31 protein-coding genes are annotated in these 26,978 nt (G+C 72.6%); 18 read left to right on the plus strand and 13 right to left on the minus strand.

Going from position 1 to position 26,978, the window contains the following annotated elements; genetic code table 11:
• Window positions 1-51 precede the first annotated feature (51 nt).
• From HHX33_RS34890 to HHX33_RS04210, 3 genes are all read left to right on the plus strand, one after another.
• Window positions 52-1,545, plus strand: coding sequence for a serine/threonine protein kinase (locus HHX33_RS34890; protein ID WP_220501485.1), 1,494 nt, complete (start codon window positions 52-54; stop codon window positions 1,543-1,545).
• A gap of 95 nt (window positions 1,546-1,640) precedes the next feature.
• Window positions 1,641-2,261 carry a TetR/AcrR family transcriptional regulator gene (locus HHX33_RS04205; RefSeq protein ID WP_182873428.1) on the plus strand — a complete coding sequence of 207 codons (621 nt, stop codon included), beginning with the start codon at window positions 1,641-1,643 and terminating at the stop codon, window positions 2,259-2,261.
• Window positions 2,262-2,293: 32 nt separating this feature from the next.
• Complete coding sequence (locus HHX33_RS04210; protein WP_310741208.1) at window positions 2,294-3,655, plus strand: MFS transporter; 1,362 nt, start codon at window positions 2,294-2,296, stop codon at window positions 3,653-3,655.
• 28 nt (window positions 3,656-3,683) lie between these two features.
• Here the strand turns inward: HHX33_RS04210 and HHX33_RS37050 are convergent, their stop codons facing one another.
• Window positions 3,684-4,757, minus strand: coding sequence for a methyltransferase domain-containing protein (locus HHX33_RS37050; RefSeq protein WP_182873429.1), 1,074 nt, complete (start codon window positions 4,755-4,757; stop codon window positions 3,684-3,686).
• Window positions 4,758-5,172: 415 nt separating this feature from the next.
• Here HHX33_RS37050 and HHX33_RS04220 point away from each other — a divergent pair, with 415 nt between their 5' ends.
• Entirely contained in the window at window positions 5,173-5,985 is an 813-nt protein-coding gene (locus HHX33_RS04220; RefSeq protein WP_182873430.1) for a putative protein N(5)-glutamine methyltransferase, read from the plus strand.
• A gap of 21 nt (window positions 5,986-6,006) precedes the next feature.
• On the opposite strand, the gene HHX33_RS04225 is transcribed toward HHX33_RS04220, so the two are convergent.
• Together HHX33_RS04225 and HHX33_RS04230 are read right to left on the minus strand one after the other, a co-directional pair.
• Window positions 6,007-6,993: a pentapeptide repeat-containing protein gene (locus HHX33_RS04225; RefSeq protein WP_182873431.1), complete on the minus strand. Its 987-nt coding sequence runs from the start codon at window positions 6,991-6,993 to the stop codon at window positions 6,007-6,009.
• Window positions 6,986-7,606 (minus strand): TetR family transcriptional regulator, encoded by a 621-nt coding sequence (locus HHX33_RS04230; RefSeq protein WP_182873432.1) that lies wholly within the window; start codon window positions 7,604-7,606, stop codon window positions 6,986-6,988. The genes HHX33_RS04225 and HHX33_RS04230 overlap by 8 nt, the downstream gene beginning before the upstream one ends.
• 133 nt (window positions 7,607-7,739) lie before the next feature.
• Between HHX33_RS04230 and HHX33_RS04235 the strand changes: the two genes are divergently transcribed.
• The 8 genes from HHX33_RS04235 to HHX33_RS04270 all read left to right on the plus strand — a co-directional run bounded on the left by HHX33_RS04235 (window position 7,740) and on the right by HHX33_RS04270 (window position 14,016).
• The gene (locus tag HHX33_RS04235; protein ID WP_182873433.1) at window positions 7,740-8,150 is read left to right on the plus strand and encodes a nuclear transport factor 2 family protein; all 411 of its coding nucleotides are present in this window, start codon (window positions 7,740-7,742) and stop codon (window positions 8,148-8,150) included.
• 165 nt (window positions 8,151-8,315) lie between these two features.
• Window positions 8,316-8,564: a hypothetical protein gene (locus HHX33_RS04240; RefSeq protein WP_182873434.1), complete on the plus strand. Its 249-nt coding sequence runs from the start codon at window positions 8,316-8,318 to the stop codon at window positions 8,562-8,564.
• 78 nt (window positions 8,565-8,642) lie between these two features.
• Window positions 8,643-9,608, plus strand: coding sequence for a tetratricopeptide repeat protein (locus HHX33_RS37055; RefSeq protein ID WP_182873435.1), 966 nt, complete (start codon window positions 8,643-8,645; stop codon window positions 9,606-9,608).
• Window positions 9,609-9,619: 11 nt separating this feature from the next.
• Window positions 9,620-10,741, plus strand: coding sequence for a SagB family peptide dehydrogenase (locus HHX33_RS04250; RefSeq protein WP_182873436.1), 1,122 nt, complete (start codon window positions 9,620-9,622; stop codon window positions 10,739-10,741).
• Window positions 10,742-10,843: 102 nt separating this feature from the next.
• Window positions 10,844-11,404 (plus strand): helix-turn-helix domain-containing protein, encoded by a 561-nt coding sequence (locus HHX33_RS04255; RefSeq protein WP_182873437.1) that lies wholly within the window; start codon window positions 10,844-10,846, stop codon window positions 11,402-11,404.
• Window positions 11,397-12,248: an SRPBCC domain-containing protein gene (locus tag HHX33_RS04260; protein ID WP_182873438.1), complete on the plus strand. Its 852-nt coding sequence runs from the start codon at window positions 11,397-11,399 to the stop codon at window positions 12,246-12,248. Before HHX33_RS04255 ends, HHX33_RS04260 begins: the two co-directional genes overlap by 8 nt.
• A gap of 112 nt (window positions 12,249-12,360) precedes the next feature.
• Window positions 12,361-12,843: a cation:proton antiporter regulatory subunit gene (locus HHX33_RS04265; RefSeq protein ID WP_111698508.1), complete on the plus strand. Its 483-nt coding sequence runs from the start codon at window positions 12,361-12,363 to the stop codon at window positions 12,841-12,843.
• Window positions 12,844-12,852: 9 nt separating this feature from the next.
• On the plus strand, window positions 12,853-14,016 hold the full coding sequence (locus tag HHX33_RS04270) for a cation:proton antiporter (protein WP_182873439.1): 1,164 nt from the start codon (window positions 12,853-12,855) through the stop codon (window positions 14,014-14,016).
• Here HHX33_RS04270 and HHX33_RS04275 read toward each other — a convergent pair.
• Together HHX33_RS04275 and HHX33_RS04280 are read right to left on the minus strand one after the other, a co-directional pair.
• Window positions 13,988-14,809: a cytochrome c oxidase assembly protein gene (locus HHX33_RS04275; protein WP_310741209.1), complete on the minus strand. Its 822-nt coding sequence runs from the start codon at window positions 14,807-14,809 to the stop codon at window positions 13,988-13,990. The two genes, HHX33_RS04270 and HHX33_RS04275, sit on opposite strands and share 29 nt — an antisense overlap.
• Window positions 14,806-15,354, minus strand: a complete 549-nt coding sequence (locus HHX33_RS04280; protein WP_310741210.1) for a DUF2243 domain-containing protein — start codon at window positions 15,352-15,354, stop codon at window positions 14,806-14,808. The genes HHX33_RS04275 and HHX33_RS04280 overlap by 4 nt, the downstream gene beginning before the upstream one ends.
• Window positions 15,355-15,494: 140 nt before the next feature.
• Between HHX33_RS04280 and HHX33_RS04285 the strand changes: the two genes are divergently transcribed.
• Window positions 15,495-15,923, plus strand: a complete 429-nt coding sequence (locus tag HHX33_RS04285) for a glutaredoxin domain-containing protein (RefSeq protein WP_182873440.1) — start codon at window positions 15,495-15,497, stop codon at window positions 15,921-15,923.
• Between the two features lie 31 nt (window positions 15,924-15,954).
• On the opposite strand, the gene HHX33_RS04290 is transcribed toward HHX33_RS04285, so the two are convergent.
• The 3 genes from HHX33_RS04290 to HHX33_RS04300 all read right to left on the minus strand — a co-directional run bounded on the left by HHX33_RS04290 (window position 15,955) and on the right by HHX33_RS04300 (window position 18,894).
• Window positions 15,955-17,175: a hypothetical protein gene (locus HHX33_RS04290; protein ID WP_182873441.1), complete on the minus strand. Its 1,221-nt coding sequence runs from the start codon at window positions 17,173-17,175 to the stop codon at window positions 15,955-15,957.
• 169 nt (window positions 17,176-17,344) lie between these two features.
• Window positions 17,345-18,490 carry an RNA polymerase sigma factor gene (locus tag HHX33_RS04295; RefSeq protein ID WP_182873442.1) on the minus strand — a complete coding sequence of 382 codons (1,146 nt, stop codon included), beginning with the start codon at window positions 18,488-18,490 and terminating at the stop codon, window positions 17,345-17,347.
• Window positions 18,487-18,894 (minus strand): YciI family protein, encoded by a 408-nt coding sequence (locus HHX33_RS04300; protein ID WP_111698534.1) that lies wholly within the window; start codon window positions 18,892-18,894, stop codon window positions 18,487-18,489. Before HHX33_RS04300 ends, HHX33_RS04295 begins: the two co-directional genes overlap by 4 nt.
• Before the next feature lie 197 nt (window positions 18,895-19,091).
• Here HHX33_RS04300 and HHX33_RS04305 point away from each other — a divergent pair, with 197 nt between their 5' ends.
• Window positions 19,092-20,045 (plus strand): tyrosine-type recombinase/integrase, encoded by a 954-nt coding sequence (locus tag HHX33_RS04305; protein ID WP_182873443.1) that lies wholly within the window; start codon window positions 19,092-19,094, stop codon window positions 20,043-20,045.
• Between the two features lie 6 nt (window positions 20,046-20,051).
• Here the strand turns inward: HHX33_RS04305 and HHX33_RS04310 are convergent, their stop codons facing one another.
• Window positions 20,052-20,714: a class I SAM-dependent methyltransferase gene (locus HHX33_RS04310; protein ID WP_182873444.1), complete on the minus strand. Its 663-nt coding sequence runs from the start codon at window positions 20,712-20,714 to the stop codon at window positions 20,052-20,054.
• A 166-nt stretch (window positions 20,715-20,880) separates the two neighbouring features.
• Here HHX33_RS04310 and HHX33_RS04315 point away from each other — a divergent pair, with 166 nt between their 5' ends.
• Window positions 20,881-21,336, plus strand: a complete 456-nt coding sequence (locus HHX33_RS04315; RefSeq protein WP_182873445.1) for a GbsR/MarR family transcriptional regulator — start codon at window positions 20,881-20,883, stop codon at window positions 21,334-21,336.
• A gap of 9 nt (window positions 21,337-21,345) precedes the next feature.
• Complete coding sequence (locus HHX33_RS04320) at window positions 21,346-22,158, plus strand: class I SAM-dependent methyltransferase (RefSeq protein WP_182873446.1); 813 nt, start codon at window positions 21,346-21,348, stop codon at window positions 22,156-22,158.
• A 36-nt stretch (window positions 22,159-22,194) separates the two neighbouring features.
• Here HHX33_RS04320 and HHX33_RS04325 read toward each other — a convergent pair whose 3' ends face one another.
• The 3 genes from HHX33_RS04325 to HHX33_RS04335 all read right to left on the minus strand — a co-directional run bounded on the left by HHX33_RS04325 (window position 22,195) and on the right by HHX33_RS04335 (window position 24,173).
• Entirely contained in the window at window positions 22,195-22,746 is a 552-nt protein-coding gene (locus tag HHX33_RS04325) for a GNAT family N-acetyltransferase (RefSeq protein WP_310741211.1), read from the minus strand.
• Between the two features lie 240 nt (window positions 22,747-22,986).
• A complete protein-coding gene (locus HHX33_RS04330; RefSeq protein WP_220501519.1) occupies window positions 22,987-23,571 on the minus strand; it encodes a DUF4865 family protein in 585 nt (194 codons plus the stop codon).
• Window positions 23,572-23,615: 44 nt separating this feature from the next.
• The gene (locus HHX33_RS04335) at window positions 23,616-24,173 is read right to left on the minus strand and encodes a TetR/AcrR family transcriptional regulator (RefSeq protein WP_111698707.1); all 558 of its coding nucleotides are present in this window, start codon (window positions 24,171-24,173) and stop codon (window positions 23,616-23,618) included.
• A 190-nt stretch (window positions 24,174-24,363) separates the two neighbouring features.
• On the opposite strand from HHX33_RS04335, the gene HHX33_RS04340 reads away from it, so the two are divergent.
• On the plus strand, window positions 24,364-24,987 hold the full coding sequence (locus tag HHX33_RS04340) for a lysophospholipid acyltransferase family protein (RefSeq protein WP_138460932.1): 624 nt from the start codon (window positions 24,364-24,366) through the stop codon (window positions 24,985-24,987).
• A 63-nt stretch (window positions 24,988-25,050) separates the two neighbouring features.
• Entirely contained in the window at window positions 25,051-26,670 is a 1,620-nt protein-coding gene (locus tag HHX33_RS04345; protein ID WP_182873449.1) for a penicillin-binding transpeptidase domain-containing protein, read from the plus strand.
• 28 nt (window positions 26,671-26,698) lie between these two features.
• Here the strand turns inward: HHX33_RS04345 and HHX33_RS04350 are convergent, their stop codons facing one another.
• Window positions 26,699-26,977: a DUF3040 domain-containing protein gene (locus HHX33_RS04350; protein WP_111698552.1), complete on the minus strand. Its 279-nt coding sequence runs from the start codon at window positions 26,975-26,977 to the stop codon at window positions 26,699-26,701.
• Between the last annotated feature and the right edge of the window lies 1 nt (window position 26,978).

A 26,978-nucleotide genomic window follows, 5' to 3' on the forward strand; every position in this document is an offset into this window, starting at 1 on the left:
TCGCCGACAGGCGTTCCGCACCGGGCCCCCGCGTCGCTAGGGTCCGGTGCCATGGTCACCCCCCTGGAGCCCGACGACCCGCGCGTACTGGGTGAGTTCACACTGAGCGGACGGCTCGGCGAGGGCGGGCAGGGGGTGGTGTTCCTCGGCCGGTCGCCCCGTGGCGAACCGGTCGCGGTGAAGGTGCTCAAGTCGGGGCTCGACTCTTCGGTGAAGGAGCGGCTGGTCCGCGAGCTCGGCGCGATTCGCGGAGTCGCGCCCTTCTGCACCGCCCGGGTGCTGACCGCGATGGTCGACGGGCGGATGCCGTACGTGGTGAGCGAGTTCATCGACGGGCCTTCTCTGCAGCACCGGGTGGATTCCGGCGGTCCGCTGCTGGGCGGCGAGCTGGAACGCCTCGCGGTCGGCACGGCCACGGCGCTGGCGGCCGTTCACGCGGCCGGGATCGTGCACCGGGACTTCAAGCCGGCCAACGTGCTGCTGGGGCCGGACGGCCCAAGGGTGGTGGACTTCGGCATCGCCAGGCACGGCGAGAGCGACACGATCACGGCGGGCCCGGTCGGCACCCCGGCCTACCTGGCTCCCGAGCAGATCGCCGGAAACCCGGCCACGCCCGCCTGCGACGTGTTCGCCTGGGGAGCCACGATCGTCTTCGCCGCCACGGGCCGCCCGGCCTTCGGCGCCGCCGGCGTCCCCGCCGTCCTGCACCGGATCCTGACCGCCGAGCCCGACGTCTCGGCGCTGCCCCGGCCGCTGCGCGGAGTGGTCGAACGCTGCCTCGCCAAGGACCCCGCCCGCCGGCCGGCCTCCCGCGACCTGCTGTTGGAACTCGTCGGTGCCACCCCCGACCCGCTTCGGGCGGGCGCGGCCGCGGCGGCCACAAGGCCGGTACGGCAGGGCGGGACGACCGCGACCCTCCCGGCCGTCCCCGCCTCGGGTCCGGCTTCCCGTACCGGGATCGTCGCCGGGGCGGTGGCCGCCGTGGCCGCGCTGTCGGTCACCGCCGTCCTGCTGGGGCCGCGCCTGCTGTCCACCGGCCCGGCCGGCACCTCGTCGCACACCGCCGAGTCACCGGCACCGCCCGCCGGCTCCAGGCCAGGGGAAACCGTCGCGGAAGACAGCGCGGCCCAGGACGACGCCGTGGCAACGGACGACACCGCGGCGACGGACGGCGCCGAGGGGGACGCCGCGGCGACTCCGAAGGCCGCTCCCGTCCCGTCGACCACCCCCGGCGGGACGGTTCCGGCCGCGTTCGCCGGCACCTGGGGAGGCCATCTCGTGCCCGACGAGCTCGTGGGAACCAGCGAGGCCGACGTCCAGATCGTGCTGGAGCCGGGCGGGCGCACCGGAAGCTGGAAGGACACCGACAGCTCGTGCCGGGGAGTCCGGACGCTGACGCGCAGCTCCGAGACGGCACTCGTCTTCCGGCTGGACAGGTGCGCCCCGGGCAGGATCACCCTGACCCGGACCGGCGAAGGGCTCGCCTACCGATCGGACGGCAACGAGGGCGACGTCACCTTCCAGGGCCTCCTGATCAAGGACTGACGACTCCAACGGAGCAACCCGCGCAGACGGGCGACGCCGTCGCGATCTCCGATTGTGGATAGACAGTGTCTACTCGGGGCTGGTAGACACTGTCTATGAAGACTGAGGGCTCCCTGCGGGAGCGGCTCGTGGAGGTCGGGGTCCACCTCGTGATGACCGAGGGAGCCGCCGCCGTTGGCCTGCGGGAGATCGCCCGCCGGGCGGGGGTGTCGCACGGCGCGCCGCGCCGGTACTTCCCCACCCACCACTCGCTGCTGTCGGCCATCGCCCGCCGGGGCTTCGCCGACCTCGAAGCGCGGTTCTCCGCCGCCATGGCGGGGCTGACCTCACCGCGCGACCTGCTGGGAGTGTTCGCGCGGGAGTACGTCGCGTACGCGCTGGAGTGCCGCGGCATGTTCGAGCTGATGTTCCGCCACGAACTGCTCGACAGCGACAGGCACGGGTCGGACGGGCCGAGGTTGCGGGAGTCCACGCTGCCGCTGTTCGAGCGCCTGGTCGCGCTGGTCGCCGAGTGCCGGAGCGCGGCGAACCCGCCGGAGGAGCCCGCGGTGACGGCGGCCGCCTTCTGGTCCGCCCTGCACGGGCTCGCGCAGCTGTGGACGTGGGGCAGCCTGCGACTCGTCCTCGACGCCAACGGCGCGGTGCCGGACGGCGAACGCCTCGACCGGCTGGTCGCCGAGGTGCTGGACGCCCACCTCGGGCCCGCGGCCCCGTGACCGGAGCCCCGCGACCCCGCCTGGCGCTGACGGTGAGCGCGGCGGGTGCGATGGTCGTCGCCCTGGACGGCACCGTCCTGGTCGTGGCGCAGCCCAGCCTGCAGCGCGACCTCGCCGCGAGCCTCACGCAGGTCCAGTGGACCAGCACCGGTTACATGGTCGCGGTGGCCGCGCTCCTCGTCGTCGCAGGACGGCTCGGCGACCGCTACGGCCATCGGCGCATGCTGTTCGCCGGCGTGCTCGGCTTCGCGGCCGCCTCGGCCGGCATCGCGCTCGCGCCCGCGATCGGCTGGGTGATCGGCCTGCGGGTCCTCCAGGGCGTGTTCGGCGCGCTGCTCCAGCCGGCGACCCTCGCGTTGCTGAGGCTCGCCTACCCGGCGGACCGGCTCGGGACGGCGATCGCCGTCCGCACCGGCGCCATCGGCGTGGCCGGCGCCGCCGGGCCGGTCGTGGGCGGGGTCGTCGTCGCGGAGCTGGGCTGGCGCACCGTCTTCGTGCTCCAGGTCCCGATCGCCGTCCTGATCGCCGCGCTCACCCTCGCCGTGCGCACACCCCGCCCCCAAGGCTCCGTACGGACGCGGCTCGACCTCACGGGCGCGGCCCTGCTCACGGTCGTGCTGGCGCTCGGAGTCCACACGCTGGCCGGCGTGCCCGGGCACGGGTGGACCGCCGGGCCGACGTTGCTCGGGTTTCTCGCCGTCGCGGGCCTGTCGGCCGTGTTCGCGGCACACGAACGCCGGGCCGCGCACCCGATCGTGCCGGCCGCGGTGGCCCGGTCCCTGCCGGTGACGGCGTCGATGCTGCTCCTGCTGGCCGTCACCAGCGGCGTGTTCGGCGCGTTGTTCGCCGTCACCTTCGTGCTGCAGCAGGGGCTCGGGCTCGGCCCGCTCGCGGCGGGTGTGCGGCTGCTTCCGGTGACGGTGGTCATGGTCCTGGGCGCGCCCGTGGCAGCCGCCGCCGTGCGCCGGTACGGCCCGCGCCGTACGGCTGTCGCCGGGACGGCGCTCGCGGCCCTCGGCGTCGCGTGCGTGGCCCGGCTCGGCCCGGACGGCCCGTGGACGGCCACCGGCGCCGCCTTCGCCCTGGTCGGCGCCGGGTTCGCGGCCGTCATGGTCACCGCGACCGGGACCGTCGTCGGCGACGCCCCGGCCCGGTACGCCGGAGTCGTCGGCGGGCTCAAGCAGACGGTGATGAACATCGGCCCGAGCCTGGGCATCGCCGTGGCCGCCGGGGTGACGGCCGTGGAGGCCCCCGCCACAGGATCCGCCCTGGGGTCCACCCTGCCGGTCATGGCGGGGCTCGTCGTCCTCGGCCTGTTACCGGCGTCGCTGCTGCCCGCCGGGCCGGCCCCGCGCCCCACGGCACAGCCGGCCGCGGAGGCGGGGGACGCGTAGGCCGCCTCACCGCGCCCTCACAGCGCCCTCACCGTGCCCCGCGGGCGGGCCTGGGCGCCGTCAACCGGACGAGGAACGACTCCGCCCCGGCGACCCGCACGCGCTGGAGGTGCACGGGCGTGAGGCCCTGACGGAGGGCGAGGGGCAGGTCGCCGACGCCGGGAAGCAGGACCACGGCGGTCCCACCGGGTGCGAGCACCCGGCGCACCTCCGCCCACCACCGTGCGGGGGACGCGGCGAGCAGGCCGCCGGGAGGGACCTGACCGCCCCAGGGCGGGTTGGCCAGCACACGGTGGGCGACACCGTCCCGCACCGGCAGCCGTCCGGCGTCGGCGCGGCCGACGGCGACGGGCAGCCCGGCCGCGTTCTCCCGGGCCGCCGTCACCGCCCGCCCGGCCAGGTCGAACCCGTACAGGCGGGCGCCCGGACACTGCCCCGCCGCCTCGATCAGCAGCGTCCCGGCGCCGCAGCAGGGATCGAGCACCGTGTCGCCCGGCTCGACGCCGGCCATCGCCACCATGGCGGCGGCCAGCGGGGGGTGCAGGCTCCCCGGGACCGACTGCCGCTTGTACTCCCGCCGATGCAGGGGACGCTCGGCGATCCGCAGCAGGAGCGTGGCCCGCTCGCCGTCCAGCGTGACCCGCCAGCCGCTGTGGCCCGGCGGCGGCGCGCCCGCGCCGCGCCGCGAGTGGTAGCCGACCCCCAGCCGGCCGGCCAGGACGCGGCCCACCGCGTCCTCCACGTCGTACCTGGTGAAGGTGCGCCTGCCCAGGAACGACGCCGACACCTCCACGCCGGTGAGCCCGCGGGGGCCGCCATGGTCACGGCGCAGCCGCGCCAGCGCGGCGAGATCGGCCGCGCCGGCGAGCCCCGCGAGCGCGGCGGCGCCCTGCCGGGACGCGCCGACGTCCGGGCCCTGCGCCGCCAGCAGGAACACGTCGTCCGCCGTGCGCAGGCCCAGGGCGGGCAGGCGCGAGGCGCGGAACCGCACCTCGCGATGCCCGATGTGAGTGATGACGCCGAGGCCGCGCCGCAGAATCTCGGCGGCGAGCGTCGGCTCCAGCCCGTGGACGCACCGCGCCACCAGGCTCGCCGCCGTCACGGGACGGCGGGAGCGCTGGGACGCGGAGCGGTGAGAGTGACAGCGCGAACGCGCATGGTGATCCTTCTTCTCCCGCGTCGGCCCGGGACGGCACCGCGCCGCCCCGCCTCGTCGGCGACGGGTCGTGCCTCGCTTCGCCGACGGCGGCTAGCGGAGGTGGAAGAAGGACGTGAACGTCATGGCGGCGATCCTAGGGCGCGGGAAGCAGGTGATCAACCCGGCAGCGTCTCCACCGACGAGCGCTCCGGGCGATCGGAAGGCGTGCTCTGATAATGTGCCGTCCACGGCGGCGACGACGCGAGGAGGTGAGCCCCATTACCGCTGAACAGGTCGGGTGCTCCCTTCTCCCCGTGCGTACGGTCCCCTAGAGCGAGGCGACCGCGGGAGCGCCCTCGGCATTCCCGGAAGGCTCCCCATGTCACTGTCATCCCGCTCCCCTGCTCCCTCCCCTGCTCCGCCCGCGATCGTGACCCGGCTGCGCGCCGCCGGTTGCGTGTTCGCCGAGGACGAGGCCCGTCTGCTGGTCGCCGCCGCGCGTACGCCGGTCGAACTCGACGCCATGGTGCGGCGGCGTGCCGACGGGCTGCCGCTCGAACACGTCCTCGGCTGGGCCGAGTTCTGCGGCCTGCGGCTGGCCGTCGAGCCCGGGGTCTTCGTGCCCCGGCCGCGCACCGGGTTCCTCGTCCGCCAGGCCGCCGCCCTCACCCGCCCGGGGGCCGTCGTCGTCGACCTGTGCTGCGGAACGGGGGCGCTGGGCGCGGCGCTGGCCGCCGCCGCGGGGCCGATCGAGGTGCACGCCGTGGACGTCGATCCCGCCGCCGTGCGCTGCGCCCGCCGCAACCTCGCCGAGGTGGGCGGCCGGGTGTACGAAGGCGACCTGTACGCGCCGCTGCCGGCCGCCCTGCGGGGCCGGGTGGACGTCGTCGTCGCCAGTCCGCCGTACGTGCCCACCCGGGCCATCGGCCTGCTCCCGCCCGAGGCGCGCGAACACGAGCCGAAGGTCGCACTCGACGGCGGCGCAGACGGGCTCGACGTCGTACGGCGGGTCGTCGCCGGGGCGTCCGGATGGCTGGCGCCGGGCGGGAGCCTTCTGGTGGAGACGAGCGAGAGCCAGGCGGGCAAGACCGCCGAAGCAGTCGCCCGCGCCGGACTCGTCACCCGCCTGACCTGCGACGACGAGCTAGACGCCAGCGCCATCATCGGGACCCTGCCCGTACCGGCCGGCTGAGCGGCAGGACGCGGGCGGTCCCTACCTGCGCCGTTCGCGGGAGCGGGGCCGCCGGGCGGGCGCCCGGCCCGCCGTCGGCGCCGCCTCCGCCTGCCAGCGCTCCGGCCAGTGCGCCGGGCGGGTCAGCGAGGGTGGCAATACGGTCGCGGCGTCGCCCCTGGCGGCGTTGAGCTGGGCCTGGGTGAGGAAGAGGCATCCGGTCAGGTCGGCGCCGCCGAGGCCGGCGCCCCGCAGGTCCGCGCCGATCAAGTCGGCGCCCCGCAGGTCGGCTCCGGTCAGGTCCGCGCCGATCAGGTACGCCCCCCGCAGGTTGGCGCCGCGCAGGTCGGCCTTCCTGAGCCGGGCGCCGATGAGGTCGGCTCCCCTGTGGTCGGGCGCGCGGCCCCCGGCGCCGGCCCGGGCCAGCTCGCTCGTCCGCAGCAGCAGCACGTTGACCTTCTCCCGGTGGGCGGCGACGTCCACGTCGAGCAGCTCGCCGGGAGCGCCCATGGTGAGGTGCTCGGTCTCCTCGATCGCGCGGCGCACCTCGGAGTGGATCGGGCGGGCCGCGGGCAGGGAGAGCGCCTCGTGCAGGTACCACAGCAGTTCGTGCAGGTTCCGCATGACCGGGAAGACCTCGAACATCCGCGCCGCGGTGTCCGGCTCGTCGCGCCAGCTGCGCCCGAAGGTGACCTGGGAGACCTTCTGCCCCGCGCCGAAGCAGTCGAACACGGTGCAGCCGGGGAAGCCGCTGTCGCGCAGCCGGGAGTGGATGCCGCAGCGGAAGTCGGACTGGAGATTGGGGCACGGCCGCCCGGCGTCCTTGCTGATCGCGAAGTCCGCCGAGGCGGCGAAGGGCAGGGCGACGCAGCACAGCCCGAAGCAGCTCGCGCAGTCGGCCCGCAGGGCGAGCCTGTCGCCGCCGGGCGCCGATTCGGCGCCCGAGCGGGCGTGGTCGTGCGTGTCGGGCACGTGCTTGATCTCCTCGTGTCCGGTGGGGGCCGCGCGGCCTGTCAGAGGCTCAGGCATGGCTCCGGTGTCCTCCCGTGCGATCGTCGGGGTGGGTCAGGCGCCGGACCAATCGGACCAGCCCGGCGCGGCGCGCTTCGGGGCCGTCCCCGCCGACGCCGGCCGTGATCATCCGCACCACTTGCGGGGCTGTGAACCACCAGGTCGCCAGCGCGTACACCGCGTAGACCAGATGCGCCGGGTCGGCCTCTCCGGTGATCAGCCCCTCTTCCTGCGCGGCGGCGAAGGCGGCGACCTTGCCGGCGTAGTGCGCGGCACGCTCGTCCTCGGCGGCCACCTCGGCGCGGCCGCGTTCCAGCCCCTCCCAGGTGAGCAGGCGCAGGAAGTGCGGATGGGCACAGTGGTAGTCGAAGACCCGCCCGGCGTACTCGCCGAGGTCGGTCAGGTGCGCGCCGGTCAGCGGCACGGCGGCGGCCACCTTGGCGAGCTCGGCCTCCAGGACGGCGGTGAACAGCTGCCGTTTGCCGCCGAAGTACTGGTAGATCCGCTCCTTGTTCACCCCCGCGCGTACGGCGACGCGGTCCACCCGCGCGCCCTGCGGCCCGTGCTCGGCGAACTCCTCCACCGCCGCCTCCAGCAGCAGCCGCCTCGTCCTGGTGGTGTCCCATGCCATGGGAGCAGCCTACAGAATTCCAACCGCACAGTTGGAATCACGACAGTGCCCGTGCCATACTCCAACCGATCAGTTGGAGATTTCGCCGGCCGGCCTACGCTCCACGCCAGGTACGACAGATGGGAAACACGGCATGACCGCCACACCCTGGACCACCCGCGAGGTCGTCGACGCCTTCTTCGCCCGATTCGCCGCCGGTGATGTGACCGGCCTGGTCGATCTCTTCGCCGACCGGGTGGACTTCCTCGTCCCGGGCGCGCCCAACGTGCCCTGGACCGGGGCCCGCTCCGGCAAGGAGCAGATCGCCGAGTTCTTCGCCGTGCTCGGCACCGCGCTCACGCCCGCACAGGAGTTCACGATCGACGCCACCATCGTCGAGGACGGGCACGCGGTGGTGACCGGACGCAGCCGCTTCGGTGTGCTGTCCACGGGCAGGTCGTTCCTGAACGAGTTCGCCCTGCACTTCACCGTCGCCGACGGCAGGATCGTCGGTTACCGCATGCACGAGGACAGCCACGCGATCAGCGCCGCGTTCGCGGCCTGACCCCTCCCGGTGGAGCGGCGGGCGCTCCCGTTCGGGACCGGCGCCCGGCAGGGTCGCGCAATGAACCAGTATCGCCGCTGATCCGGCCTTCACTGGACCAGCACCGCGACATCGCCGCTGAGACGATTCCGGCAGTCACAGGAGTCCCAGTAAGGAGTGCCCCAGATGTCGCAGAAGATGTCCGAAGTGTTCGAGGTCCACCAGGACGACTACGCCCAGCCGGAGGCCGCGTTGAACCCCAACCACAACGAGACCTCGGTGTTCGAGGTCCACGAGGACGGCTACAGCGCACCGGAGTCCGCCCTGACCTACAACCACAACGAGGTCGCGGTCTTCGAGGCCCACGAGGACGCCTACACCCAGCCGGAGGCCGCCCTGAACCTCAACCACAACGAGGTTCTGATCGAGGCGTGAGCCGCGTCCGCCTCCCGGAGCCGGTGAGCCCCGGGAGGCGGCCGCCGCCGTCGGTCGTGACGTCGTACGGGAGGCCATGTGAGTGATGAGTCCCGTCCCGCCGGGGCGGCCGAGTTGCTGGCGCACGCACGGGAGCGTTCCGCCGGAAGAGCCTTCGACGAGGCGGAGCGGGCGTTCCGGGCCGCCGCCGGCCAGGCCCGGCGCCAGGGCCAGAACGCGCTGCGGATCCACGCCCAGTGCGAGCTGGCGAGTGTGTGGCGTACGTGCGGCGGCTACCGCAGGGCGGGGCTGCTGTTCGCTCTCACTCTTCCCGCCGCGGAGCGGGTCTTCGGCCCGGAGTCGGTGGAAGTGGCCAAGGTGTGCAACGAATGGGGGGTGCTGGGCAAGTACACCGGCCGATTCCAGCAGGCCGAGGCCCTCTACGGGCGGGCCTTGGCGATTCTGGAGGCGGCCCGCGGCGGTGAGCACGAGGACGTGGCCACCGTCTGCCACAACCTGGGCGGGCTCGCCCACGCCCGTGGCGACCACGAGGCCGGTGAGCCGTGGGCTCGCCGGGCGGCGGAACTCCGCGCCCGGCTCCTCGGTGAGCGTCATCCGAGGGTGGCGGCGGACCTCGCCGCCTGGGCCGCGCTCGTGGAGGGCCGCGGACGCCCGGACGAGGCCGAGGCGCTGCTCCGGCGTGCCCTCGCCGTCTTCGAGGAGGCCTACGGCCCGGAGCACCACGATGTCGCCGCCGCGCTGCACAACCTCGCCGCCCTGAGGCATCGTCGCGGTGACCTGGACGAGGCCCTGGCCCACTACCTCCGCGCCCTGGCCGTCAAGGACGCGGTCCTGGGGCCGGGCCATCCCGAATCCGCCATCACCCTGATCAACCTCGGCGCCCTGTACCGCGCCCGCCACCAGCCCGGCGAGGCCCACGCCTGCTACGGCCGCGCCGTGGAGCTGCTGCGGCGGGCGGCGCCGGACCACCCTCATCTGGCGGCGGCACGCCGCGGCCGGGCGGCCGCCTGCGCGCCCCCGGCGCCGCCCGCGAACGAGAAGTGAGAGACCGAATCGTGAACGTACGCGTGTCCGGCTGCGGCGCCCTGCTGTGGGACGCCGGCCAACTGGTCTGGGACGACTATCTCGACCATCGCCAGTTCGCCCTCGCCGACGGCGTCGAGCGCGTGCTGCGGTGGTTCACCGGATTCCGCGACCTGGGCTCGGTGAGAGAGCTGGGCGGCGATCCCGGCGAGGCCGCCCACTGGCACCAGGTCGCCACCGTGCTGGCCGAGCACGACATCCTGATCGCGAAAAATGGACCCCGCCACCAGCGCGAACAGGCCATAGAAGAGGCCTGGCAGCCGTGGGGGCGGCTGGCGCGCGCCTACCACTTCTCCACCCGCTCCCACGCCGGCACCGCCATGCGCACCGCCGAACAGGACAACGAGGAACTCGAAGCCAAGGTTCTGACCGACCCGCCGCCTCCGGCGTTCTGGTCCCTGCCCGGCACCACCCGCCTCGCGCTGCCGGACGCCGACCCCGGCGTCTGGCGCCATCGCGACCTGTTGGACGTACTCCACCGGCGTCGCAGCCGCCGCTACTTCGGCCCCTCCGCGCTGCCGCTGGAAACCGTCGCGGCCCTGCTCAAGACCGCCGCGGGACCTCTGCCGCGGGCCGACGGCCCGCTGACCCAGGCGGGTGTCGACCTCGACCCGAACGGGGTGGTGACCGACTCCTGGCAGCGGGTGTTCAAGACCAGCCCCTCCGGCGGCGCCCGCCACCCGACCGAGGTCTACCTCTACGCGCGCAACGTCCAGGGCCTCGATCCGGGCGCCTACCACTACGCCGCCGCCGACCACACCCTCGAGTTCCTCGGCCGCCGTCTCGACGACGAGCGGCTCGTGGCCGCCGTCGGCGGCCAGGATTGGGTCGCGGGCGCCGGAGCGCTCATCTTCTACACCAGCGTCATCGCCCGAAACCAGTGGAAGTACACCTTTCCCCGGGTCTACCGGGCGCTGATGATGGACGTCGGCCACCTCAGCCAGACCGTCTATCTGCTGGCCACCGCGGCCGGTCTGCACATCACCTTCACCGCGGCCCTTCGGGACCAGGTCGTCGAAGAGCTCCTCGGCTGCGATCCCGCCCGCCACCTCGTCATCGGCACCTCCGTCATCGGCGCCCCGCCCGCCTCCTGACCCGCCCGTCCTTACCCGTACGCCGGCCTGCCGGGACCCCCGGCAGGCCGTAGGCGTACCCCATTGACAAATACAATTTTTACGTACAAGCTTGTTTTTGCGATGAGAGACGTCCTGTACCTGGAGCAGATCGAGCAGGCCGAAGCCCTGCTCAAGCCGCAGCGCATCGAGGTGCTGCGGCAACTGGCCGAGCCGCGCACCTGCACCGAGGTGGCGGCGGCGCTCGGCCAGACCCCGCAGCGGGTGTACTACCACGTCAAACGCCTGGTGGAGGCCGGCCTGGTGCAGCAGGTCTCCGAGCGGCGGGTGCGCGGCATCACCGAGGGCATCTACCGGGCGAGCGCCAGGTCCTACTGGCTGTCCCCCGGCCTCGTCGGCAGGATCGGCGGGCTGCGGCGGCGGCGGGACGAGCTCAGCCTGGGCTACCTCCTCGACCTGATGGAACAGGTGCAGGCCGACGTCGCCGCCCTCGACCGGACGGCGCCGGAACTGCCGTCCATCGGCGTCTCCGGGGAGATACGCGTGCCCCCCGAACGCCGTCAGGAGTTCCTCAACGACCTGCGGTCCGCACTTCAGGACCTGTTCACCCGCTACGGCGGCGCCGAGGGCGACGCCTTCAAACTCGCCGTGGCCTGCTACCCCAAGGGAGACGACAGTGAGTGAGCCGATGATCATCCGTGTGCGCCTGGAAGCCCCGATCAAGGAGGTGCGCCACGCGCTGACCGACCCCGCGGCGATGCGGGTGTGGCTGGCCGAGCACGCCGAGGTGGACCTGCCCGAACGGTACGAGTTCTGGGGCCGCCGCACTCCCGAGGGCGACGCGCCGCACCAGCGCCTGCTGCACGCCGACGACCACACCCTGCGTTTCGCCTGGCTGCTCGACGGCGAGGAGACCACCACGGAGATCACCCTGGCGGAGGAGGACGCCGGCTCGACCATCCTGACGCTGTCGCAGACCCACTTCGACTTCCAGGACGCCATCACCGGGGCGAGCATCCGCGGGGTGCTGCAGGTGTTCTGGTCGCTCGCGCTGTCGAACCTCGCCGACCACGTCCAGGGGCGGGAGATCGGCCCCCAGCCCGACTACACCACCACCGACTTCCGCGGTCACCTGGACATCGCCGCGCCCGTGTCCACGGTGTACGAATCGCTGATCGACTCCGACAAGGCCACCGAGTGGTTCGGCTACCCCATCGGCATCGAGCCGTACGTCGGCGGGCGCTTCGCGATGGGCGGCCTCGACGCCAACCCCCAGCCCGCCAAGATCATCGACCTGGTTCCCGACAGCACGATCTCGGTCGACTGGGGACCGATGGGCGTCGTCACCTGGGAGCTGGAGGACACCGGCGGCGCCACCCGCCTGACGTTCGTCCAGAGCGGCTTCGACACCGCCAACCCGCCATACGGCGCCTGGACCGGATGGCTGTCCGGACTCGCCGAGCTGCGCCGCTACCACGAGCGGTCGAACTGGCGGCCGATCTGGCTCGCCGACGACCCGGCCGCCTGACACGCGAGCGTAGTCGTCCCGCCGCCGAGCGACACCGGCGGCGGGACGACCGCGTCTTATTGGTAGGTTCTCCGGACAAGTAATGACATGTTACGAACGGAGGAGCGGCGCCGTGGAAGTCGAGCAGACGGTGTTGCCGGGGATCGGATTGCGACACGAGTTCACCACCCGCTCGGGCCGGCGCATCGGAGTCGTCTCGCACCGCACGGGACGGCGGGACCTCGTCATCTACGACCCCGACGATCCCGACAGAGCCTGTGAGACGGTCAAACTCAACGACGAGGAAGCCGACGCGCTCGTCGAACTCCTCGGCGCCCCCCGCATCGTCCAGCGCCTCAACGCGATGCACCGCGAGGTCGAGGGCCTGGTCAGCCTCCAGGTGCTGATCACCCCCGGCTCCCGCTACGACGGCCGTCCCATGGGCGACGCGCAGGTGCGCACCCGCACCGGCGCCTCCATCGTCGCCGTGGTCCGCGCCGGACGCGTCTTCGCCAGCCCCGCACCCGACTTCGTCCTGACCGGGGACGACATCGTGGTCGTGGTGGGCGGCGAGGAGAGCACCACCGCAGTCGCCGACATCTTCGCCAGCGGCTGAGGGCAGCGCGTGCACAACACCGCAATACTTTTCCTGGAATTCGGCGCCGTCGTCCTCGGACTCGGCATTCTCGGAGCACTGGCGCTGCGCGTCGGCATCTCCCCCATCCCTCTCTATCTCCTCGCGGGCCTGGCCTTCGGCACCGGCGGCATCCTCCCTCTGGGCACCAGTGAGGACTTCATCGCCACCGGCGCCGAATTAGGCGTCATCCTCCTTCTGCTCACCCTCGGCCTGGAATACAACGCCGACGAACTGGTGACCAGCCTCAAGGGCAACGCCCGCGCCGGTCTCGTCGACCTCCTGCTCAACGCCGCCCCCGGCGCCATCCTGGCGCTGCTGCTCGGCTGGGGACCCGTCGCCGCGGTCGCCATGGCGGGCGTCACCTACGCCACCTCCTCCGGAATCACCGCCAAGGTCCTCTCCGACCTGGGCTGGATCGGTAACCGCGAGACCCCGGTCGTGCTGTCGCTGCTGGTGTTCGAAGACCTCACGATGGCGGTCTACCTGCCGGTCCTGACCGCCATGCTGGCCGGCCTGACCCTCGTCGCCGGGGCGGTCACCGTGGCCATCGCACTGGCCGCGGTCAGCGTGGTGCTGCTGGTCGCGCTCCGCTTCGGCCGCTACATCGAGGCGTTCGTCGCCAGCCCCAACTCCGAGGTGCTCGTGCTCAAGGTGGTCGGGCTCGCACTGCTGGTGGCCGGGCTGGCCCAGCAGCTGCAGGTCTCCGCCGCGGTCGGCGCCTTCCTGGTCGGCATCGCCCTGTCCGGCGAGCTCGCCGAGGACGCCCACGCGCTGCTCGCTCCCCTGCGCGACCTGTTCGCCGCGGTGTTCTTCGTCTTCTTCGGCCTGCAGACCGACCCGACCAAGATCCTGCCCGCGGCCGGGCTGGCGGCCGGCCTCGCCCTGGTCACGATGATCACCAAGCTGATGACCGGAATCTACGCGGCCCGCCGCGCGGGCATCGCCCGCGCCGGACGGGTACGCGCCGGCATCGCGCTCATCCCCCGCGGCGAGTTCAACATCGTCATCGCCGGACTGGCCGTGGCCGCCGGAGCCCACCCCGACCTGGGCGCCCTGGCCGCCGCGTACGTCCTCATCCTCGCGGCCTTCGGCCCCCTGGCCGCCCGCCTGGTGCAGCCGCTCCTCACCAAGATCGCCGCTCGTACCGCCTGACGACCGTCCCGCGCCCCGCACCCGTGCGGGGCGCGGGACGCCAGGTGGCGACCAGAGCCGCCGCGAGGAGCAGCTCCGCGATGTCGCCGCCGTAGTACATGATCTCCGCGCCACCCCGGACCTCGGGGATCGGGGCGTGCACGTCCACCCGGAAGCCGCCGTACATCAGCTGGGCGACGACGGCGTGCACGGCGACGGCGCAGCCGAGGTACACCAGGCGGGTATGGACCCCGGGCCGGTCCGGGGCGGGATCGGGCCCGGCGATCACATAGGCGAACAGGCAGCCCGACAGCAGGAAATGCGCGTGCAGCAGCCAGTGCCCCGCCGCCGATGCCGACGCCGCGTTGTAGAGCGGCGTGAAGTAGAGCACCACGAGGCCGCCGGCGGACAGCAGCAGGGCGACCACCGGGTGGGTAACCACCCGGACGGGACGGCTGCGCAGCACGGCGGTCAGCCACCGCCCGCCGTCGGCGGGCAGGGTGCGCAGCATCAGGGTGACGGGCGCACCGAGCACCAGCGCGAGCGGCGCGTACATGCCGACGAGCAGGTGCTGGAGCATGTGACCGCGGAAGTCCGCGTGGGCCAGGGACGCGACGGGCGGCACCAGCGCGACGCCCAGCAGGACGAGCCCGCCGACGAACCCCGCCGTACGCCACCGGCTCCAGCCGCGCGCCGGATTGCGGCGGCGCGCCAGCCCCGCCAGGCGCAGGTAACCGATCGCGCAGCCGAGCACGGCCAGGACCGGCAGCGCGCCCGCGAAGTGAGCGCCGTGTTCCGTCACAGGGTCCGTCACGTCCGGCTTCCGGGCTCGACGGACCGCCCGCTCCGGGCCAGCAGGTAACCCCCGGCGACCAGCAGCGCCCCCAAAACGAGGAAGCCGATGTCCCACCACGACTGACGCGGGCCGCCGCGCACGTGATGGATGGCCAGGAGGTGATGGTCCACGACGCCCTCGACGAGGTTGAACAGACCCCACCCGGCCAGGATCCAGCCCCACAGCACCCGCGAACCCCACACCCGGCGGCGGTTCCGGGTGACCCGGGAGTACAGGAGCGCCAGCCCGATCAGGACCGCCAGCCAGCACACGGTGTGGAACAGACCGTCCCACACCGTGTTCATCTCCAGCCCGGAGACGGTGCGGGGATCGTAGTACCGCACTCCGATGTGATCGCTGTCGGTGCCGCTCAGCATGTGATGCCACTGCAGGATCTGGTGCAGCAGGATTCCGTCGACGAACCCGCCCAGTCCCACACCCAGCACGATGCCCGGCAGCCGGAGATCGGCCGGTTCCGGATCGGCGCGGGTCCCGCCTGCGGTGGTCGCCATCGCCTCGTTCACCCCTCCGTCCTCGGCACCCGTCTTCGGGTCCCCGCCAGGTTCCCGGCACGGAAGGGTCCAGTCACGCGGCCACGCGCGGACCGGCCGCGTGACCTACCAACTTTTGCGGCGCCGGAGAACGGCCCGATAGCGTGACGGCCATGGTGCGCGGATGGATACTGCCGGTCGTCTTCCTGGCATGCGGAGTCGCCGCGGCGTTCCGGCAGACGGCCCAGGGGTCCCCCGGTGCCGCCGCGACGTACTTCCTGGTGTTCCTGCTCGCCGCCGCCCTGCTGTCTCCCCTGGTGTTCCCGAGGTCGATCGGCGCGGCCGAGGCGCTGCGCCGCAGCGAGGCCGACGGCCGCCCGATCGTCTACTGGCGTTCGGGCTGCCGCTACTGCCTCCGGCTCCGGCTGCGCCTCGCCCGCGACGCGCGGCGGCTGCACTGGGTGAACATCTGGCAGGACCCCGAGGGCGCGGCGGCGGTCCGCGCCGCCACCGGCGGCGACGAGACGGTGCCGACCGTCGTGGTCGCCGGCCGCCCCCACGTCAATCCGGACCCCGAGTGGGTACGCCGCCAGCTGCCGTGACACTCCCCCTGACCGGGCCCGGTCTGGTCTCCTACTCGTCGTGGTGGGCGATCCATTTGACGCCCACGCCACCCCACTGCTTCAACCTCCTGCCGGCGCCCGCGTCGTCGCGCCGGAAGACGTTGATCCCGTAGTAGGAGAAGTCGATCCACCCGTCGCGCTCGCCTCTGCCCTGCAGCCACTTGGCGTTGACGCCGTTGAGATCGGCCGTGTCGGCCGCCACCGTGCCCCAGGTCTGCGTTCCGTCCCGGTAGACGTTCACGCCGCCCTGCGGGAAGCTGATCCATCCGTCACTGGAGCTCCTGCCCTGCACCCACCTGGTGTTCACGCCGTTGAGGTCGGCCTTGTCGGCCGCCACCGTGCCCAATTCGCCGGTGCCACTCGCGCGCATGACGTTGACTCCACCCTGGGGGAAGGTGATGGCTCCGTCGCCGCTGTTCGGTCCGCCCACCGAAGTGGCCCAGACGTTGGTGGCCCAGACGTTGGTGACTCTGAGGTCGTCCATGACGGGATTGCGCACCTGGACGGCGGTGGTGAGGGTGTGCTGCCGCCTGGTGCTGTTGGAGACGGCGACGAGGGTGTAGGTGGTCTCCCGCTTCGGGGTGGCGTTCAGTCGCACGGCGTACCTGCCCTGAGGCCCGGTGGGCGGGCCCGGGGGAACCGGCTCGTGTCCGCCGGGGAACCGGATCTCGTAGGCGAAGTCGGCGGACCCCTCCCAGCTCAGCGTGACCGGTGTTCCGGCGTCGACGATCTCGCTCTCCGGGCGGAGGTCGCGTGGCGCCGGGGCGGTCTTCACCAGCGCCACCACCGCGTGCCTGTCCGCCGCCTGCCCGGTCCGGGTCCTGCCCGCGTTCTCGGTCACCCTGAGCACGGCCAGGCCGACGGCCGGCGCGACGGGGACATCCTTCAGCGTCAGCACCATGTGGCCGCCGGGTTCGAACCTGGGCCGGCCACCGGCCTGGTCGGTGACGCGGACGGCGTCGGTGCCCTGTGTCTGGACGGCGAGTCGCTGGGAGGGGCCCGACCGGGGGAAGTACTCCCCCTCGCTGCCGACCTTGCCCAGGTCCGGCGTGAGGTGGACGGCGCCGTCGCCGACGGGCACCTGAACCGTGATCGTCCGCCAGAAGACCGCCTGCTCCCCGGTGTTGGTGACGAGAAGGTGGACGGTCCCCGTGGACGCGGCAGGCGCTCCCGGCACCGACGCCTCCAGGGGCGCCGGGTCGGTGAGGAGGGTGTAGGTCAGCAGGGTCATGCTCACGACTCCTTCGCGCAGGGACGGCGGAAGATCACCCCCTTGATCCAAACCCCGGCATTGGAGCGTGACAAGAACAGCAAAGGAGGCCATAGCAGGGCGAATCAGCAACTCCATCGGCGTCTTGACAAGCCTTCCGACCAGCCGTCACAAGCGGCATCGGCCGCGCTCACGCCTTCAGCAGTTGCCGTACCCGCGCGGCCTCCCTGGTGAGATGGTCGCGCTCCGGCACGCTGGCGGCGGCACGGGACGCCTCGGCGTACAGCTCCGCCGCTCGGGCGAGGTCGCCGGCGCGTTCGTGCAGGTACGCCGTCACCGCGGCGTACCGGGGCAGGCCGGGGTCCACCCCGGCCAGCGCCGCCAGGCCGGCCTGTGGTCCGTCCGCCTCCCCCACCGCCACCACCCGGTTGAGCCGCACCACCGGGCTGCCGGTGAGGAGCAGCAGTTCGTCGTACCACTCCACGATCTGCACCCAGTCGGTCTCGGAGGCGCTCCGGGCGTCCGCGTGCAGCGCGGCGATCGCGGCCTGCGCCTGGTATTCGCCCAGCCGGTCACGGGCCAGCGCGGTCTGCAGGATCGTCACCCCCTCGGCGATCAGGCCGGTGTCCCAGCGCGATCGGTCCTGCTCGGCGAGCGGCACCAGACGGCCTCCCGGGCCGGTCCGAGACGTACGGCGCGCGTGGTGCAGCATCATGAGCGCGAGCAGCCCCGCGACCTCTGGCTCGTCGGTCAGGGCGGCGAGCTGCCGGGTGAGCCGGATCGCCTCGGCCGCCAGGTCGACGCTCCCTCCGTACCCCTCGTTGAAGACGAGGTAGAGCACCCGCAGCACCGTGCCGAGATCGCCGGGCTGGTCGAGCGGCAGCCCCGCGATCTTCCGCTTGGCCCGGCTGATCCGCTGCGCCATGGTCGCCTCGGGGACGAGGTACGCCGCCGCGATCTGCCGGGTGGTCAGGCCGCCGACCGCGCGCAGCGTCAGCGCGACGGCCGAGGCCGGCGGCAGGGTGGAGTGCGCGCACAGGAAGTAGAGCCGCAGCGTGTCGTCCGTGGCGGGCGCCGGACCGGCGGGAGGCTCGGCCTGTACGGCCACCTCCCGCCCCCGCCGCGACGCCTCGGCACGCGCGGCGTCGAGGAACCTGTGCCAGGCGACCGCGACGAGCCACGCCTTCGGATCGCGCGGTGGGTCGTCCGGCCAGGTCGCCAGCGCCCGGATCAGCGCATCCTGCACGGCATCCTCGGCCGAGGCGAAGTCGGCTCCGCGCCGGACGAGGACACCGATCACCGCGGGCACGAGCTCCCGCAGCAGCGACTCGTTCACTCGGTGACCGTGGGCGGCTCGGCGAGGAACGGCCGGACCTCGAGCCACTCGTGGATCGGCTCGCCGCGGGGCCCGGGAGCGGCGGACAGCTCCCCGGCCAGCTGGACCGCGCGGTCCCACGACTCCACGTCGATGACCATCCATCCGGCGATGAGGTCCTTCGTCTCGGCGAACGGACCGTCGGTCACCGGCGGGCGCCCCTCGCCGTCGTACCGCACGAACGCGCCCTGGGGCGACAGCGCCTGGCCGTCGACGAACTCGCCCGTCTCCTCCAGGCGGGCGGCGAAGTCGCGCATGAACTGCACGTGCGCGTCGACCTCCTCCGGCGTCCACTGGTCTATCGACCCGTAGTCGACGACGGGAGCCGGGCCACCGCGGTAGTGCTTCAGGATCAGGTATTTCATCGTGCTTCCCCTTCGTCGTCGGCGGCCCGTTCGGCCACTCATGCCCCTGGGACGGAGCCGACGCCACATTCTCGACACGTGGCACGAGTTTTTCCGAAGCGATTCTCCTGTCGGTGAGGTTTCTGGTGCTGGTGCTTGCTGGATGCACAAAAATCCGAGCACCTTTACATTGTAGATTCATAGTATGATCGGGGGCGATGAGCATCCCCGCGGTTCCCGAGCGGAGTGTCCCCGCACCCTCCACGCCCGATCCGTACGAGGTGTATCTCGGCGCGCTGCAGAGCCCGGAGTCCCGGCGCACGATGAAGGGCTGCCTCGACCGCATCGCCCGCCTCGTCACCGGAGACCCCGAGGCCACCGGGGCCGGGCAGCCCTGGGAGCTGCTGCGCTACGAGCACACGGTCCGCCTCCGCACGCTGATGCGCGAGCAGGGGTGGTCCGCCTCCCACGTCAACAAGCACCTGGTGGCGCTGCGGCGCGTACTCAAGGAGGCCTGGCGGCTCGGCCTGATGAGCGGCGAGGACTACCAGCGCGCCGCCGACCTGCCCGCCTACAAGCACACGCGTGTTCCGGCGGGACGGCACGTCGAGGCCGAGGCGCTCGCGGCCGCGCTGGAGGTGTGCGACGAGGACCACTCCCCCGCCGGCCGCCGGGACGGCGCCATGCTGGCGGCGCTGTATTCCAGTGGCTGCCGCCGCGCCGAGATCGCCGGGCTCAGGCTGGCCGATTTCGACCCGCACGCCCGTTCCATGCGAGTGCGCGGCAAGGGCGACAAGGAGCGGCTCGTCTACCTGACCCCGCAGGCCGTCGAACGCCTGAACCTGTGGCTCGCCGTACGCGGCCGGGCGGCCGGACCGCTGTTCTGCCCGATCAACAAGGCCGGGCGGCTGCGCATGGCCCACATGACCGGCCAGGCCATCGCCGACATCGTCTCGCGGCGCCTGGCCGCCGCCGGGGCCTCGCCCCGCACCCCGCACGACTTCCGGCGCACGTTCATCGGCGAACTCCTCGACGCCGGAGTCGACCTCGCCACCGCCCAGGCCCTGGTCGGCCACGCCTCCCCCGCCACCACCGCCCGGTACGACCGGCGGCCCGAGCGCCGCCGCCGCGAGGCCGTCGACCGGCTCCGCGTCCCCGGCGCCCCGAGCTGAGCACGGTCACCCACGGCGGGTGGCGCGCACGACGACGTCGTACAGGGGGACTTCCCGGCCGCCGTCGCCCGAGAGCGTACGCACGTGCTCCTCGGCGGTGACGATCTCCCACTCCGTGCCGTCCAGGCGCGCGGCGACGGCCGCGGAGGTGACCGACGCCTCGGCCGGCGGATGATGCCCGTGACCGTGATGCCCGTGCCCGCCGGAGCCGGTGGTGTGCAGGTGCCCCACGATGAGCAGCGTGCCGCCGGGAGCCACCCATCCGGCGATGCGGTCGTAGAACTCGAGCTGCGGCATCGCCGGATGGGCGTAGTGGGTCATGACCAGGTCGAACCGCGTGTCCGGGCTCCAGACGCCCAGGTCCGCCTCGACCCACCGCACGCGTTCGCGCACAGCGCTCGCCACCCCGTTCGCCGCCGCGCGCTCGGCGGCGCGGGCGAGTGCCTCGGACGAGATGTCGGCCGCGGTGACCTCCCAGCCGTGGGAGGCGAGCCAGATCGCCTCGGCGCCGCCGCCGCATCCCGCGTCCAGCGCCGTGCCCGGTCCCAGGCCGCCGATCTCACGGGCGAGGTACGGATTCGGCGGGTTGCCGCCCATGGAACCCGGGCCTCCGTCCCGCCCCCGCTGCCAGTGCCGCTCCCAATAGTCCTTGTCGAATCCGTGCGTCATGCCCCTCATCGTGCGGACGGATACGGCAATGGCGCAAATCTTGTTGCCAATCCAGCAAACCAGTCCGCGTACAGTCTTCCAGATTGACATTGCTAGTTATTTCAGTCACTATTGAAATGACTAGCCGACGTGAACCGGCACACGATCGACAACGGAGCATGCGACGATGAGCACTGAGAAACAGCAGGACCGGCTGCTCCGCTGGGTGGAACGGGTGGCGGCCTTCTGCGTCGAGGAGTGGGGGCTGCCGCCCATCACCGGACGCATCCTCGGCTGGCTCATGATCTGCGACCCGGCCGAGCAGTCCGCCGGCCAGATCGCGGAGGTCATCCAGGCCAGCCGGGCCTCGCTCACCTCGAACATGCGCTTCCTCACGGCCATCGGCCTGGTCAAGAAGGTGAGAAGGCCCGGGGATCGCACCTCCTACTACCGCATCGAAGACGACGCCTGGCAGAAGGTCATCCAGCGCAAGCTCGAAAGCCTGAGCGCGTTCGGCGAGATCGCCGACGAAGGGCTCGACCTCGTGGGCGGCGAGGGGCACCGCACCGAGCGCATCAAGGCCGCCCACGACTCCCTGACGTGGCTGCAGAACCTCGCGGCCCGCCATCCGCTACGCCGTTAAGGAATCCCCATGCACCGCCGGCAACCCAAACTCGGGCTGATCCAGGAAACGCTGCTGCTCACTCTCCACGCCAGAGCCCTGGACGCCGGGCGGCCCAGCCCGATCCTCGGCGATATGCTCTCCGCCGACCTGGCCGGCACCATCGATTACGACTTCGGCAAGCTGAAGGTCAAGCCCAACCTCGTCCTCACCACGGCACTGCGCGCCAAGAAGCTCGACGGCGTCGTCCGCGCCTACATCGCCGCTCATCCCAGATGCGTGGTGCTCGACCTGGGCTGCGGCCTGGACACCCGGATGTTCCGCTGTGATCCCCCGCCCGGCGTCGACTGGTACGACATCGACTTCCCGGAAGTGGTGCACCTGCGGGCCGAATGTCTGCCCGGACGTTCCCACCTGGTCGGAGCCGACCTCACCAGCTCCGACTGGCTTACAGCCATCCCCGGCGACCGGCCTGCGATGATCGTCGCCGAAGGCTTGCTCCCCTTCATGCCCGGCGACTCCTTCCAGACGATGACCCGCGCGCTGACCGGCCATTTCCCTTCGGGCGAGCTCGCGCTCAACGGCTACACCCGCTTCGCGGCCTGGGCCATGAAGTACCACCCGACCATCAAGGCACTCGGCATCAAAGCCGCCCAGGGCTTCGACGACCCACACGAGCCAGAGTCCTGGGACGCCGGCCTCGAACTGATCGAGGAGCAGATCCTCACTCGCGCACCGGAAACAGCCCGGTTCCCGCAACCCCTACGCGCGCTGACCCGTCTCACCGCCCGCAGCACGGCCTTGTCGCGGCAAGGGGCACGCGTTCTCCGCTACAGGTTCTGAACCCCGTGCGGGCGGTGATCGCGGTGCTCGCCCTGCTCAGCACGCTGGTCTTCGTACGCGGTAGAGCACGTGACGGCGCAGCGGGTGCCCCTCGGGGAGCACCGGGTGATCGAAGTCTTCACCAGGGTCGCGGGTCATCCCGAGACGCCGCATCACGGCCTGCGAGCGGAGGTTCGGCACCGCCGTGAACGAGACGACCTCGGTCAGGCCGAGCGCGCCGAACCCGTGCTCCAGCGACGCCCGCGCGGCCTCGGTGGCGTACCCGTGCCCCCAGGCGGATCTGGCGAGCCGCCAGCCGATCTCCACGCACGGGGTGAAGTGCGCGGCGAACCTCGGCACCTGCAGCCCGGTGAAGCCGATGAACACGCCGTCCGCCTCGACCGCCCACAGACCGAACCCGCGTTCGTCGAACGCCGCTTCGATCCGCTCGATGAACGTGTCGCTCTCCTCGCGGGTGAGCGTGGCCGGGAAGTGCTCCATGACGACCGGGTCGGCGTTCAGCGCCGCGAAGGGCTCCTTGTCGTCCTCACGCCAGCGCCGCAGCACCAGCCTTTCGGTTCTGATGGGGTGTTTGATCGAACTTGTCACCTCCCGAGGATAGGGGGCGGGAGAAAGCAGGGGCCGGCGTCGGCTAGAGTCGGTTGTGGCCGATGTGGTTTGTGTCCCCCGGGCCGCAAACACCGCCTTCACGGAATACCGTTCGGCTGGAGCCGTGTTGTGCATTCCGCCGAGGAGGCGACCGCCACATCGGCCCTCGACGCGGACGCCCCGCGAGACCCTGTCTCGCGGGGCGTCGTGTTGTCCGCACGCCTCTTGTCCGTACGCCTCTCACCAGGCCCGGCCCTCCGGCAGGAGCGCCAGGCCGGGCGTGGACACGTGCAGCACCTCGTAGCGCTCGGCGTCGCCGTGGGCGCCCGCCGCCTCCCGCTCCCACAGCGCGAACGTCATCAGCCGCCAGCTACCGGGATCGAGGGCCAGGGCGGCGGTGTGCAGGCCTGCGGCGCCGCCCAGCGCACGCAGGCCGGCCAGAGCCTCCGCGACGCACGCCGTCAGATCGGCGGTCTCGGGCAGCGGGGTGAGCAGGCGGGAGGCCGCCCGCGGAGCCGTTCCCCGCGCCGGGCCGGGTTCGACGGCGAGGCCGGCCCACTGCCGCACCGCCGGGCGCCCGAAGTCGGCGACGATCCCCTGGAAGCCGCCACCGCCGACCAGGAACTCCCCCATCCGCCCGGCGTCGTGCCACAGGTAGAACGGGGCGTACTGGTTGACCGGCGACCCCGCCGCGCCCCGCTCGCGGATCAGGTAGGCCTTGAGGCCGAGCCCGGCCCGGTCGTCGAGGGCGTGCCCGCGCGTCGCGACCCGCTCCCGGATGGTCGTCATGTCGTAGTCGGCGGGCAGGGTGATGTCGTACTGCATGGCGTACACGCCGGGGCTCCTCAGGAAGATCGGGAACAGGAGGGTCAGGACCGGGACAGCAGGGCGAGCAGCCCGTCGACGGCCTGGTGGAACGGCTCGGGCGAGGCCGCCGCGCGGGCCAGGACGTATCCGCCCTGCAGCACGGCCACGACGGCGGACGCGGTGGCGGCGGGGTCGAGTCCGGCGCCGGTCTCGCCGCGCTCCCGTCCTTCGGCCAGCACCGCCGCGAGCCGGTCCCGCAGCCAGGCGAAGGTCTCCTCCACCGGCCCCCGCAGCATCGGGTCGGCCATCACCTCGGGGTCCTGGGTCAGCCTGCCGATCGGGCAGCCCCGCAGCACCTCCCGCTCCCGCCGCAGGTAGGCGGAGACCCGCTCGGCGGCCGTGCCCGGCCCGGACAGGATCTCCTCCACCCCGGCCCGCATCTCCCCCGCGGTACGGCCGATCGCGGCGAGCGCGAGGTCCGGCTTGCCGGAGAAGTGGTGATACATGCTGCCCTGGCCCGCTCCCGCGCGCTGCTGGATGGCCCGCGGGCTGGTCCCGACGTAGCCGCGCTCCCACAACAGCTCGCGCGTGCTCTCGATCAGGCGGTCCGGTGTGCTCATGCTGTACATACTAGTAGGTACAGAGAAGTGTTGGCGATGCCGTACAAAACACGGGAGGGTGTGTTGCAGGGGGCGTACACCTGAAGGGCCCCCGGGGCGGCCTAGGGTATGTCCGTCGAGCCGAGTCCGGTGGTGCTGAGAAGGAGAGGCCGTGCTCTATTCCGCCCTGAAGGCCGTCAGCGTTCCCGTCATGCACCTGCTGTGGCGGCCGCGGATGGAGGGACGCGAGCACGTCCCCGCGCACGGGCCCGCGATCCTCGCCTCCAACCACCTGTCCGTGCTCGACTCGTTCTTCATGCCGGCGCTGGTGCCCCGCATGGTTCGCTTCGTGGCCAAGAAGGAGTACTTCACGGGCAACCGCCTCGCGGCCGACTGGATGCGGGCGATGGGGGCCATGGAGATCGACCGTGAGAACGTCACCGCCGCCCAGGACATGCTCGACGCCGCCGTGGAGGTGCTGAAGGCGGGCGAACTGTTCGGCATCTACCCCGAGGGCACCCGCTCCCCCGACGGCCGCCTCTACCGCGGCAAGATCGGCGTGGCGTGGCTCTCGCTCACGACCGGAGCGCCGGTCGTGCCCGTGGCCATGCTGGGCACCGAGAAGGTCCTGCCGCCCGGCGCGTCGGTGCCGCGCCTGCGCCGCATCGGCGTGCGGTTCGGCGAGCCGATGACCTTCACCGGCGACCCCGGCAGCGCGCGGGACCGGCGGCGGGTGACCGACGAGGTCATGGCCGCGATCCAGCGCCTGTCGGGCCAGGAGTACGTGCCCCGGTACGGCGCGAGCGTCAAGGGCGCCGGCGAATCGGGAGTGTGAATACCGATTCGGCCCCGCTAGGCTCTGGTCCCGACCGGGACACGGGCGTGACTGGGGGTACCTGTGCCGCGAGGACGGACTGTCGCGATCTCGGCCGCCGCGGCCGTCGTGCTGGCGGGGGGCGCCGCGGGAGGGGCCTACTACGTGCTGCACACGCGCGGCACCGCACAGGAGACCGCGGCCCGCTTCACCTCGGCCTGGTCCCGGGGCGACCTCACCGCCATGAAGGCCGAGCTCGCCTCCCCCGCACCCGGCTTCGACGCCGCGTACGCCGAGCTGACCAAGAACCTGGGGGCCGAGAAGGTCACCGTACGGGATGTGCGGGCGGGCCAGGCGAAGGACGACCGGGCCACCGCGTCGTTCACCGCCACCGCGAGCCTCAAGGACGTCGGCGACTGGACCTACCAGGGCTCGCTGAGGCTCGTCGTCAAGGACCACTACTGGAAGGTCGACTGGTCACCGGCCGCGGTCCACCCCGTTCTCGACGGGACCACCCACCTGGCGCTGAAGACGTCGTGGCCGCAGCGGGCGCCGATCACCGACGCCAACGGCGACCGCATCGACGGCGGCGACGTGGGCGGCTCGGTGCAGCAGCTCGTCGGCTACCTGGACAAGGCCGGCGACGACGACCTCGGCAAGCTGGGCAGCGCGTACAAGAAGAACGACCCCGTGGGGCGCGCCGGCCTCCAGGAGACCTTCCAGAAGCAGCTCGCCGGGACCCCCACCACCGAGATCCAGGCGGTGGGCGCGGGCCGCAAGACCCTGCACGCGGTCAAGGGCTCCCCCGGCCGCGACCTGGCGACCAGCCTCGATCTCAAGGTGCAGCGGGCCGCCGCCGACGCGGTGCGCGACCTGCCCAAGCCCGCCTCGCTGGTCGCCGTACGGCCCTCCACCGGCGAGATCCTCGCGGTCGTCAACAACAGGGGCGGGTTCAACCGCGCGCTGGACGGCAAGTACGCCCCCGGCTCCACCTTCAAGACGATCACGGCTGCCGGGCTGCTGGCCGAGGGCCTGACCCCGTCGAGCCGGGTGACCTGCCCGGAGGAGGCGGTCGTCGGCGGCATGAAGATCCGGAACTCCGACCATGAGGCCTTCGGATCTCTGTCGTTCCTGGACTCCTACGCCCACTCGTGCAACACCACCTTCGCCCCGCTCGCCGCCGAGAAGCTGGGCGCCCAGAAGCTGTACGACCTGGCGACGGAGCTGGGGTTCAACCAGCCGCTGCGCATCGGCGTCCCGGCGACGCCCGGCAGCATGCCGAAGGCCACCAGCGACGCCGAACTGGCCGCCGAGTCGTTCGGCCAGGGCAGGATCACCGCGAGCCCACTGGTCATGGCGACCGTGGCCGCGGCGGTCGCGGACGGCTCCTGGCGCCCGCCCACGCTGGTGCCCTCCCGCAAGCAGGCCGAGGCTCCCCGGGAGCTGCCCGGCGGGGTGGTGAAGGGCCTGCGCTCGATGATGCGGGCGGTGGTCACCAAGGGCACCGCCCGCAAGGCGGGGCTGCCCTCGGGCACGGCGGGCAAGACGGGGACCGCCGAGTTCGGCACCGGGCCCAAACTCGACTCGCACGCCTGGTTCATGGGGTACCGCGGCGACCTGGCCTTCGCCGTCGTCGTGGAGGCCGGCGGCATGGGCGGCGACGTGGCCGCCCCGGTCGCCGCGCACTTCCTTAAGGCCCTGTGACCACACGGGGACGACTACACGGTGCTTGCTACACGGGGAACGCGGCGGCGTCGTGCCGCAGGGCCATGACCAGCAGGGTCGCGATCAGCGTGGCGATGAGCAGCCAGCTCACCGCGATGATCAAGGTGGAGCGGCCCGGGCGGCGCCGTGCGGCGCCCCGCCCCGCGCGCTGGCCGGCCCGGTGGCCGGCGCGATGGCCGGCACGGTGGTTGAACGACTCGAGCCTGGCTGCCAGCTTCGGGTCCTCGTCCGTGAGGTGCCGCTCGATCATCGCCAGCATCCGCTCTTCGTCCTGCGACCAGGCCATC

Source organism: Microbispora sp. H10670 (assembly GCF_014161385.1).
Lineage (GTDB): Bacteria > Actinomycetota > Actinomycetes > Streptosporangiales > Streptosporangiaceae > Microbispora > Microbispora triticiradicis.